Source organism: Sphingomonas sp. Leaf62 (assembly GCF_001421915.1).
GTDB lineage: Bacteria > Pseudomonadota > Alphaproteobacteria > Sphingomonadales > Sphingomonadaceae > Sphingomonas.
In genome coordinates, this window is record NZ_LMLN01000030.1 from 519,045 (window position 1) to 530,349 (window position 11,305).

The 11,305-nt window shown below is 63.2% G+C and carries 7 protein-coding genes; 4 read left to right on the forward strand and 3 right to left on the reverse strand.

Going from position 1 to position 11,305, the window contains the following annotated elements; all coding sequences use genetic code 11:
- Positions 1-127: 127 nt before the first annotated feature.
- The 3 genes from ASE91_RS17730 to folD form a co-directional block, all read right to left on the reverse strand.
- Entirely contained in the window at positions 128-3,139 is a 3,012-nt protein-coding gene (locus ASE91_RS17730) for a TonB-dependent receptor domain-containing protein (RefSeq protein ID WP_235530551.1), read from the reverse strand.
- Positions 3,140-3,310: 171 nt separating this feature from the next.
- Positions 3,311-3,931, reverse strand: a complete 621-nt coding sequence (locus ASE91_RS17735) for a MarC family protein (RefSeq protein ID WP_056004355.1) — start codon at positions 3,929-3,931, stop codon at positions 3,311-3,313.
- The gene (gene folD / locus ASE91_RS17740; RefSeq protein WP_056628906.1) at positions 3,928-4,803 is read right to left on the reverse strand and encodes a bifunctional methylenetetrahydrofolate dehydrogenase/methenyltetrahydrofolate cyclohydrolase FolD; all 876 of its coding nucleotides are present in this window, start codon (positions 4,801-4,803) and stop codon (positions 3,928-3,930) included. The genes ASE91_RS17735 and folD overlap by 4 nt, the downstream gene beginning before the upstream one ends.
- A gap of 332 nt (positions 4,804-5,135) precedes the next feature.
- Here folD and ASE91_RS17745 point away from each other — a divergent pair, with 332 nt between their 5' ends.
- From ASE91_RS17745 to ASE91_RS17760, 4 genes are all read left to right on the forward strand, one after another.
- Entirely contained in the window at positions 5,136-7,184 is a 2,049-nt protein-coding gene (locus ASE91_RS17745) for an acyltransferase family protein (protein ID WP_082454101.1), read from the forward strand.
- Positions 7,185-7,393: 209 nt separating this feature from the next.
- Positions 7,394-8,137: a trehalose-phosphatase gene (otsB, locus tag ASE91_RS17750; protein ID WP_056628610.1), complete on the forward strand. Its 744-nt coding sequence runs from the start codon at positions 7,394-7,396 to the stop codon at positions 8,135-8,137.
- Complete coding sequence (locus ASE91_RS17755) at positions 8,134-9,930, forward strand: glycoside hydrolase family 15 protein (protein WP_056394912.1); 1,797 nt, start codon at positions 8,134-8,136, stop codon at positions 9,928-9,930. The genes otsB and ASE91_RS17755 overlap by 4 nt, the downstream gene beginning before the upstream one ends.
- Positions 9,927-11,305: alpha,alpha-trehalose-phosphate synthase (UDP-forming) (locus ASE91_RS17760; protein WP_082454102.1), on the forward strand; the 1,379-nt coding region annotated here is incomplete at its 3' end. The genes ASE91_RS17755 and ASE91_RS17760, both read left to right, overlap by 4 nt.

Sequence of the window (11,305 nt, forward strand, 5' to 3'; positions counted from 1 at the left end):
ACAACCGGCCGTAAAGCCTGTTACACCAGCACGGAATCGCGGTCGCATCAGCAAGCGGCAGCTCGCAAACAAGATGGGCCGCTCCTCCCGGTGGAGGAACGGCCCATCGACGAGACGACAGAAGCGACTAGAAGCCGAACTTCGCGCCTGCACGGAAGCTGCGGCCGAAGATGCCGTTGCCACCCTGCACCGGGTTGTAGAGATGCGCGCCATAGGTGACGACATCGATCGGCGGCAGGCGATCGAACACGTTCAGCGCGTTCACGTAGAAGGTGAACTTGTCGTTGACGTTGAAGCTGACGTTCAGGTCGGCCGTGATGTAGCTCTTTACGCGGCAATCGACATATTCGGGTGCCAGCGAGCAGTCGCGATAGCTGCCGCCCTGATCTTCTGCCGACAGGTCATACCCCGAGACGTAGTTCACGGTACCGGTGACGTCGACCTTGTCGAACGAGAAGGTGTTCGCCCAGTTGCCACGCCATTTGAACGTACCGTTGCCCGCCGTCAGGTTGAAGTTGCCGAGCGTGTCGACATAGGTTTCCTTCGAACCGTCCGGGAAGGTCGTGCTGAGTTCCAGCAACAGGCTGGCATTGGCCGCGGTGCGCCACTGGAAACCGCCGAAGTCGACGCGACCGGTCAGGCCGAAATCGATACCTTCCGACGTAATCGTGTCGGAATTGATCAGCTGCGATTCGACGAAGCCGATGCGCGGACGACCATTGGGCAGGTTGACGTCGGGTGCGTCGGCAATGACGTTGAACCCGGCCGGGATCGGCTGGCCCGCATAATAAGCGGCGATCGCGGCGGCATTCGACGGCGAGGTGATCGCGCCCGTCTTCTTGATGTTGAAATAGTCCACGGTGAACGTGAAGTTCGAAATCGGCGTGAACTGGATGCCGGCGGTGAAGCTGCGCGACTTTTCGGGTTGCAGGTTCGGCGAAGCAAGCGTCGTCGATCCGATCGAATAGGTCGTCAGATAGTTCGGGCAAGCCTGTGGTGCCGTCGTGTCGTTGGCGCAGGCCGCACCATATTGCGCGCGGAAGCTGGCCGGAACCGCGGTGATCGACTGGGTGACATAACCCGTCGTCGGCAGCGCATTGGCTTCGGCGAAGCTCGGGATACGGAAACCACGCGACCAGGTGCCGCGGATCGACAGCTGGCGGAACGGGGTGAACCGCGCGCCGGCCTTTGGCGAGAAGTTGCTCTGACCGGTCGAATAATGGTCATAGCGTCCCGACAGGTTCACATCGAGCTGATCGAATACCGGTGCCTGAACCTCGGCGAAGGCCGAGCTGACAGTACGGTTACCTTCGGTGCCGAACGCGTTGATCGTGAAGTAGCGCTGGGTCGGGCCGTTGGTGTCGGGGTTGGCGCTGGGCGCGTTGACCGCTTCGTAGAAGACCGATCCGCCCACGCCCAACTGGACCGGACCACCGGGCAGCGCGAACAGTTCCTTCGAGAAGGTAACCTGAGCCTGGTACAGATCCGAAGACGTGTCGGTGATGTTCACCGGGGTCACGTAATCGCGAACCGCCTGCGAATTCTGGCCCGGGTTGACGAAGTTGTACGAACCGTCGGCAATGACGTTCAGCAGATTCTGGATATAGACATAGCCGTCCTGCAAACGACGCAGGTCGGTGTGCATCGCGGTCGCGTTGAAGTTATAGTCGATATCGCTGAAGATCGTGCCGTTCAGGCCGAACGCGGCACGGTACACGCGGCTGCGGGTCTCGTTGTACGTCCGCTCCTGGTTACGACCGAGGATCTGCGCAGTCTGGCCCAGCGCTGCGAACGGGTTGTTCGGGTTCAGCGTGCCGTTGGCCGCGGTGCAATTCACGCGGGCGGCGCAGACAAAGACCGGCAGCGTGAGAACGGCCGATCCGGGCGCAAAGGTCGCCGCACCCGACGCGGTCGAGAATTGCGGAAACAGGATCCCAGTAGGGGCATTGCCACGGATCGTACCGGGCGTGCCGTAATAGCTCGACGTGGTCTGCTGGAAGTTGACCGACAGATACGCTTCCGACGTATCGCCGACCTTTGCGGTGAAGCGCGCCGATCCACCGAAGCGCTCGATATCGGGCGTCACGTTCAGATAATTATAGGTCAGGTCTTCCTGACATACATTGCTGGTCGGCAGGGTGCCGTTGACCAGCTGACCGTTCGAATTCACCCGGGTGAGATCGTCCTGGGTCGGGGTGACTGCCGGACCGGCATAGCAACCCGCGACCGGGTTCAGGATTTGATAGCGGCCGCTGGTGCCGGGCCGCACGTAGAAGGTGCTGCCGTTGGTTGCGAAACCATTGATCTGACCGTCGGAATTCAGGCCGTTCAGAATGCCGTTCGGACCACCGATGCTGCGCTGGTCGTCGGTCGCAAATACGCCACGCAGGTCCTTGTTGGCGACGCCTTCGCTGCGGAAATAGAAGCCACTGATATACGCGTTGTAGCCCTGCTCATCGAGGTCGCCGGTACCGGCGGTCAGCGTCAGACGCTGGTTGGCGGCAATGCCGTCTTCCGAAATGCCGGCTTCGACACGACCACCAATGCCCTTGAACGAACGCTTGGTGATGATGTTGACCACACCCGCGATCGCGTCGGCGCCGTAGCTCGACGAAGCACCGTCGCGCAGCACATCGACGCGCTCGACGATGTCGTCAGGGATCGTGTTCAGATCGACGAAGTTGCGCGAACCGTCATCGGCGAGCGGATAGTAAGCGGCGCGCAGGCCGTCGAACAGGACCAGCGTCGAGCTGGTCGACAGGCCGCGCAGCGACACGGCCGATGCACCGCCGGCGAAAGCGCCGTTGGCGGTGAACGAGTTGGTCAGCGCCGGGCCGTTGTTCGACGACAGCAGCTGAATCGCGTCCTGCACGGTGTTGATGCCGCGCGCATCGAGGTTCTCCGTGGTCAGCGTAGTCACCGGCGAAATACCGCTATCGGTGCCGCGCAGAATCGAACCGGTGACGATGATGTCCTGCGACGTATCATCGGTCGGATTCGCCGGCGCCGGCACGGTGGCGCCAGCCGGTGCGACTTCCTGTGCCGAAGCCGGCACGGCGAACAGACCGGCGCTGGCGGCAGCGAGCGCGGACAAAGCGGTTCCGCGGCGCAACGACGTGCGCATCGACAAAGCAATCATGGAAGCAGCAATCCCCTTAAACCCTGACGGGCGTTCCAAGCAGTCGCGCCGCGCAACGGGCGGCTCGAACACGGCCAAGTATCCGTCGATACAAGAGGTTTTGCAAATACAGGTGTACGTATATTGGAAATTACATGTCAGCTGTAACTATTCCGCAACACTTTCTAATTTCTACACAAAGCTGGCCCGCAGCCCGTCGATCACGAACTGCGCCGCGAGTGCCGCCAGCAGCACGCCGAGCAGCCGGGTGATCACCGCCTCGATCCGCGCGCCGAGCAGCTTCATCAGCGGTCCCGCCGCCAGCAACGCGATCAGCGTCAGCAGCAGGATCGACGCCAGCGCGCCCAGCACCACCGCCCGCGCGGTCCAGTCGCCGACCTGGCTCATCAGGAGCATCACCGACGCGATCGATCCCGGCCCGGCGATCATCGGCATCGCCATGGGGAAGGTCGACACGTCCTCGACCTCGTGCGTCTCGATGATCTTCTGCGCACGGTCCTCGCGGCGCTGGGTACGCTTTTCGAACACCATTTCGAGCGCGATCAGGAACAGCATGATGCCGCCCGCGATGCGGAAACTGTCGAGGCTGATGCCCAGTGCCTTGAGCAGCGCCTGCCCGAACAGCGCGAAGACGACGAGGATCGCGGTGGCGATGCCGACCGCGCGGATCGCCATCGCGCGACGCTGTACGTCGGACGCGCCGGTGGTCAGCCCGGCATAAATCGGCGCGCAGCCCGGCGGATCGATCACCACGAAGAAGGTGATCAGCGACGAGACGAACAGCTCGATCACAGCGCGCTATCGTCGAACGGCAGGCCCTCGCGCCGATGCGCGGCGACCAGTGTGTTGCGCAGCAGGCAGGCGATGGTCATCGGCCCGACCCCGCCCGGCACCGGCGTGATCGCGCCCGCGACCGACAGTGCGGCGGCAAAGTCGACATCGCCGACCAGCCCGTCTGCGGTACGGTTGATGCCGACGTCGATCACCGTCGCACCGGGCTTCAGCCACGACCCCTTGACGAAATTGGCGCGTCCGACCGCGGCGACGACGATATCGGCGCGCGCGACATGCCCCGGCAGATCATGGGTCCGCGAATGGGCGATGGTGACCGTGCAGCTTTCGGCGGTCAGCAACGCCGCCATCGGCTTGCCGACGATGTTCGACCGGCCGACGACCACGGCTTCCTTGCCCGACAGGTCGCCCAGTTCATCGCGCAGCAGCAGCAGGCAGCCATAGGGCGTGCACGGCACCATCCCCGGCAACCCGGTCGCCAGCCGCCCGGCGTTGACCGGGTGGAAGCCGTCGACATCCTTGTCTGGATCGATCGTCAGGAGCACGGCATCGCTGTCGAGGTGCTTTGGCAGCGGCAATTGCACGAGAATACCGTCGACCGCCGGATCGGCGTTCAGTTGCTCGACCATCGCGATCAGTTCGTCCTGCGACACGTCCGCCGACAGGCGATGTTCGAAGCTGGCCATGCCCGCTTCGCGCGTCGCCTTCCCTTTCGACCGGACGTAGACGGCGGAGGCGGCATCCTCGCCGACCAGCACCACGGCGAGGCCGACGGGTCGCCCGGCGCTCTTCGCAAACGTAGCGGCATGGGTAGCGACGCGCGCACGCAACTGGGCGGCGAAGGCTTTTCCGTCGATGATCCGGGCTGTCATGGCGGTGTGCATAATGGGTGCGGATCGGGTTCGCCACCCCCGCTTTGACCCGATCAGAACGACCCCATAGCAATTACTGGTCCCGTCGCGCCAGGTTCGCCACCGGCGGATTCGCTACTGGATCGTCGCCCTGCGACAACAGTATCGAATTGATGGTGGGTTACCTTATTCATGCAGGCGATGCACGCGTTCCGCGAAAATCACACGCAGTACTCGTTTCTTAACCATACAGTCCTGAGCCTCGATGCACTTGCAAATTTCGCAGAACCACCGACGCTGGACAGTAGCGCCATTTGCAACTAGCAAGCGAATAATTCCGGGGGGAACCGACCATGTCAGTATTAACCTTGATGCCTGCGGAACGAACGAAACGTCCCGACCCATCATCGGCAAACCATTCGGCCGGCGACGCACGGTTAGCCTATCGCGCCGACATCGACGGAATGCGGGCGATCGCGGTTCTGGGCGTGGTTCTGTTCCACGCGAAGCTGCAGTTTCTGCAAGGCGGGTTCGTTGGCGTAGACGTGTTTTTCGTCATCTCCGGCTTCCTGATCGGCGGCACGATCTATCGCGAAGCGATCAAGGGGCACTTCTCGTTCGCGCGCTTCTACGCGCACCGTGCCCGGCGGATCGCCCCAGCCCTGATCGCCGTCAGCCTGGCGGTTCTCGCGGGAGGTGCGCTTATCCTTGGTGCCAGCGAGGCACGCGATGCATCGCTGAGCACCTTGAGCGCGCTGCTCGGCGTATCGAACATCCGCTTCTGGTCCGTGAACGACTATTTTTCGCAGGACGCGCAATACAACCCCATGCTGATGACATGGTCGCTTGGCATCGAAGAACAATTCTATCTTCTGTTCCCCTTCGTCATTATCGCCACACTGAAGCTGAAGAGAATTCCGGTTCTGGGCGTCCTACTGGCGATCACGGCGATATCGTTTGTATTGAACCTGGTCCTGAGTGAAAATTCTCCTAACGCCGCCTTCTACTTGCTGCCGCCGCGTGCCTGGGAATTGAGCATTGGCGCGACGCTCGCCGTTTGGCAGGCGAACGGCAATGGTCGCCTGCCTGGCAGGCTCCGTACGCCGCTGAGCATTCTGGGGATGGCGGCGATCTTGTTGCCGATGTTCCTCTATACGGAGGCGATGCCGTTTCCCGGCTGGCTGGTTGCTGCTCCCGTTTTGGGGGCAGCACTGGTCATCATGACGCAAGGCGGCTTGGCGAACCGGTGGTTATCGACCCGTTTGCCGGTTGCAATCGGCAAATTTTCCTATTCTTGGTATCTGTGGCACTGGCCGCTGATCGCCCTGGTATATCTCTGTTCCGCGCGCGCGCCGTCGCAGGAGGCTATTTTTGGTGCCGTCCTGCTGTCGGTAGTGTTCGGATTTCTGTCGTGGCGGTACATCGAAACGCCGTTCCGGGTGCGCAGGTTCGAAGACGCCAAGACGGTAAAGCACTATGCGGCGGGAATTGCGGCCGTAGTCGTTGTTTCGCTCGGCCTGCACCAGATTTCCGACTCGCCCCTGCGGTTGAGCGACCATGTCCGGCGGATCGACGCGGACGCAACCGCGGACAAGGGCTACCCCTGCCTCGTCAACGCCAGCGCGGTTACCCCGAGCACGCTACCGCTTTGCAACGAAACGAAAGCAACGGGTCCCAATATCGCTATCTTCGGGGATAGCCACGCTGCAGCGCTTGGCCGGACAGGAACCGCGCTGGCCTCCAATCGCGGTTGGGGCACCACGGTGTTGACCAAACAGAATTGCCGGCCACTGACCGGCGTGTCGGTGTATCGACAGAAGGAACCCGACCTGACGCGCAAATGCAGTGCGTTTCTGGAAGCGGCGACAAAGCGCCTGACCAGCGATACCTCGATCGAACGCGTCATTCTTGCCGGGCTCTGGAGCTCTCCGCTTCAGGAATCCAGTCCGACCCGATATGTCAGCACGAGCGACGCCACGAAGGGGCTTTCTGGTATTCGCTTGTTGGATGCCGGCCTCGCCGCGCTGACCCGACGGCTATCGCAGGCGGGCAAGACGACGATCCTGGTCCAGGATGTTCCCTCCCTCTCCCTCGACCCGGTTCGGGCGACGTTGATCGAGGCGATAGCCGCGAGAAAAATCATTGCCGAAGTGATCGGTGGCAATCTGGAAAAGCCAGGGTTCGACAGCGAGGCCAGGCAGGATTTCGCCCTGAAAGCTACGTTCGACAAGCTGGCCCGTACACCGAACACATCGACAGTCGACGCAGCGGCGCCGTTCTGCTCGCGTGAGGGGTGCCGGTTCGAGGAAAACGGTCAACTGCTGTTCCACGACCAGAACCATATAACGCGGTACGGGGCGAAACGGGTATTCGACCATGCCCGGCGCGAAATCTGGAAATAGGGTGAAGATCGGCAACGGTCGCCCGGACAACCGTTGCCGAGGCGCAGGGTGTAGCGGTTTCGCCGCACGTCGGGCGGAATGGGCAAACGGTTTGAGGAACGCGTAGCCCGCGCGGCTGCCAGCCGGAATGGCGCTCCGGCCAGCATCATCAAACCAAAATACACCGCACCTGCGAAACGATTCACGGTCACGCCGCGTTCATCGGCACGATGCCGTACCAAGACCTTCCCGCTCCGCCCGCCGGCCTGCTCGACGATGCCGGCCTGTTCCTTGATTTCGACGGCACGCTGGTCGAACTGGCCGATCGCCCCGATGGGGTGGTGGTCGGCGACGATCTGCACGCGCTGCTGCAGCGACTGGCCCGACGGCTGGACGGGCGGGTAGCAATCGTCAGTGGCCGGTCGGTTGAGCAGATTGACGGCTTTCTGGGACGGACGATCGCCGACTATGCGGTAGTCGGCAGCCATGGCGCCGAAATCCGGCCCGCCGGGGGCACCACCCTTCTGCCCGATCGCCCGGCCAGTCTGACTGCTGCCGAGCATGCATTTTCCGATCGCTTCGGCGACGACCCGCGCATCGTGATCGAGATCAAGACACTGGGCGTCGCGATTCATTATCGCGGCGCTCCCGACATCGAACAGGAGGCACATGCGCTGGTCGATGCCTTCGCCCAACGCGACGGACTGACGACGCAGGCCGGCAAGATGATGATCGAATTGCGCATGGACGGCCATGACAAGGGTACGGCGATCGCGACGCTGTGCGAGAATGCGCCATTTGCCGGGCATCCGCCGATCTTCGTCGGCGACGACCTGACCGACGAGCCGGGCATGGTCGTTGCGGCGCACCATGGCGGGGCCAGCATCCTGATCGGGGCCATGCGCGATACCGCTGCGACCTATCGACTCGACGATGTCGCTTCCTTCCTCGACTGGCTGGAGAATAACGCATGACCGCGACGATGGACCTGTGGCCGATCGGGAATTGTCAGGTATCGGCGCTGGTCGACCGCAACGGGCGGTTCGTCTGGGGATGCCTGCCGCGCGTCGATGGCGATCCGGCGTTTTCGTCGCTGCTCGACGACCGGCGGCGCGGATCGGACGGCGCCTATGGCTTTTGGGAGGTCGACCTCGACGGCTGCGTCGAGACCGAGCAGAGCTATATCCGCAACACCCCGGTGCTGGTCACCCGCCATACCGATGCGGCGGGCAATGCGGTCGAGGTCGTCGACTTCTGTCCGCGCTTCAAACGGCACGACCGGATGTATCGCCCCGTCGCCTTTTGCCGAATCGTGCGGCCGTTGTCGGGCTCCCCGCGGATTCGGATGCGCCTGCGCCCGTCGATCGACTGGGGCAGCGCCCCCGCCCCGCGCACCCGGGGGTCGAACCACATCCGCTATCTGCTGGATGGCGAGGCGATCCGGCTGACGACCAGCGCACCGGTCGGCTGGATCGAGGACGAACGGCTGTTCCGCGTCGAACGCACGCTGCATTTCTTCCTCGGCCCGGACGAGAGCTTTTCGGACGAAATCCCGGCATCGATCGAACGGATGCTGAAGAACACCATCGACGAATGGCGTCACTGGGTCCGCGGCCTCGCCACGCCGGTCGAATGGCAGCAGGCGGTGATCCGCAGCGCGATCACGCTGAAGCTGTGCCAGCATGAGGAAACCGGCGCGATCGTCGCCGCGCTGACCACGTCGATCCCCGAACATGCCGATAGCGGGCGCAACTGGGACTATCGCTACTGCTGGATTCGCGACGCCTATTATACGGTGCAGGCATTGAACCGCCTCGGCGCGCTCGACGTGCTGGAGGGGTATCTCGAATATCTGCGCAACATCGTCGACAATGCCGCCGACGGGCAGATCCAGCCGCTCTACGGCGTTGGCGGCGAGGCGACGCTGGTCGAGCGCGAGGCCGAGGGGCTGGACGGCTATCGCGGCATGGGGCCGGTGCGCGTCGGCAACCAGGCCTATGAACAAGTTCAGCACGACGCATACGGCCAGATCATCCTGTCCAACGCGCAGGGGTTTTTCGACCAGCGGCTGTTCCGTGTCGGCAAGCAAGCCGATTTCGAAGCGCTGGAGCCGATCGGCGAACGTGCCTGGGCCGCGTATGACAAGCCCGATGCCGGCCTGTGGGAATTGCGCACCAAGAGCCATGTCCACACCTATAGCGCCGCGATGTGCTGGGCGGCGTGCGACCGGCTGGCCAATGTCGCGGGCACGCTCGGCCTGCACGACCGCGAGACCTTCTGGCGCGACCGCGCGACCGCGATGCGGACCAAGATCGAGCGCGAGGCATGGCGGCCGGAGACGAACCGCATGTCGGCGACCTTCGGCGGCGACGATCTCGACGCCAGCATCATCCAGCTGCTCGACCTGCGCTTTCTCGAACCCAGCGACCCGCGCTTCATCGGTACGCTGGAGGCGGTGGAAAAGGGGCTGCGGCGCGGCAGCCACATGCTGCGCTATGCGATCGAGGATGATTTCGGCCTGCCGCACACCGCGTTCAACGTCTGCACCTTCTGGCTGATCGAGGCGCTGCACGCGACCGGCCGCGACGAGGATGCGCGCGAATTGCTGGAGGAAATGCTGTCGCGCTGCACCCCCGCCGGGCTGTTGTCGGAGGATATCGACCCCGAAACCGGCGAACTCTGGGGCAATTACCCGCAAACCTACTCGCTGGTCGGCATGATCAATTCCGCCGTCCTGCTGAGCAAGTCATGGAATGTCGTACGATGAGCCGATTGATCGTCATCTCGAACCGGGTGCAGGCTCCCCAGCCCGGCACCGGCGGCGGGGCGCAGGGTGGCCTTGCCGTCGCGCTCAACGCCGCATTGGCGGAAGAGGACGGCATCTGGTTCGGCTGGTCGGGCGAGACCAGCGACAATCGCGAGCTGCGCTTCCAGACCTATGGCGGCGTCACCAGCGCGGTGATGGATCTGTCCGAACAGGACGTCGAGGAATATTATGACGGCTATGCGAACCGCACGCTGTGGCCGCTGTTCCACTATCGCCTCGACCTGACGGAATTCGAACGCGATTTTCAGGGCGGCTATGAACGCGTCAACCGGGTATTCGGCGAACGGATCGGTCCGCATATCGAACCCGACGACCTGATCTGGGTCCATGACTATCACATGATCCCCTTGGGCTGGGTGCTGCGGCAACAGGGGATCACCAACCGGATCGGCTTCTTCCTGCACATTCCGTGGCCGCCGCGCCGGTTGCTGACCGCGCTGCCCGATCATCGGCGCATGGTCGAGGCACTGTTCGCCTATGACGTGATCGGGTTCCAGAACGAGGAATGGCTCGACAGTTTCTTCAACTATGTCCGCGAGGAAATGGGTGGTTCGGTCGACGGCAATTCGGTCACCGTCGGCGGGCGAACGATCCGTGCGATCAGCTGCCCGATCGGGATCGAGGCGAAGGACTTCATCGCCGGTGCCTCCGGCCCGGTGGCGCGCGCGGCGCAACTGAACCAGCTTGAAAGCGCGGTCGGACGCAGCCTGATCGTCGGGGTCGACCGGCTCGATTATTCGAAAGGGTTGCCCGAACGCTTCGCCGGCTATGAACGGTTCCTGCAGAACCATCCCGATCGCCGCGCGCTTGTCTACCTGCTCCAGATCGCGCCGCCGTCGCGTACGGCGGTGCAGACGTATCGCGACATTCGCAACACGCTGGAACAGCAATCGGGCCGGATCAACGGCGCGTATGCCGATACCGACTGGGTGCCGATCCGGTACGTGAACAAGGGCTACCCGCGCGAGGTGCTGGCCGGCATCTATCGCGCCGCCCGTATCGGGCTGGTGACGCCACTTCGCGACGGCATGAATCTGGTCGCGAAGGAATATGTCGCGGCACAGGACCCGCGCGATCCCGGCGTGCTGATCCTGTCGCGCTTTGCCGGTGCCGCGCAGCAGCTGGCGGTCGGCGCGCTGATGGTGAACCCGTATAGCGCCGAGGACATGGCCGACGCGATCGACAAGGCGCTCAGGATGCCCCGTGCCGAACGGATCGAGCGGTGGCAGGCGATGATCGACAATGTCGTCAACGAGGACGTGATCTGGTGGCGCAAGCGGTTCATCGATGCGCTGACGGCGGAGACGAACGGGGG

Excerpts from the sequence above, each read along its gene's own strand:
- ASE91_RS17730 (WP_235530551.1), bottom strand. The coding sequence starts at position 3,139 with ATGATTGCTTTGTCGATGCGCACGTCGTTGCGCCGCGGAACCGCTTTG.
- folD (WP_056628906.1), bottom strand. The coding sequence starts at position 4,803 with ATGACAGCCCGGATCATCGACGGAAAAGCCTTCGCCGCCCAGTTGCGT.
- ASE91_RS17745 (WP_082454101.1), top strand. The coding sequence starts at position 5,136 with ATGTCAGTATTAACCTTGATGCCTGCGGAACGAACGAAACGTCCCGAC.
- otsB (WP_056628610.1), top strand. The coding sequence starts at position 7,394 with ATGCCGTACCAAGACCTTCCCGCTCCGCCCGCCGGCCTGCTCGACGAT.
- ASE91_RS17755 (WP_056394912.1), top strand. The coding sequence starts at position 8,134 with ATGACCGCGACGATGGACCTGTGGCCGATCGGGAATTGTCAGGTATCG.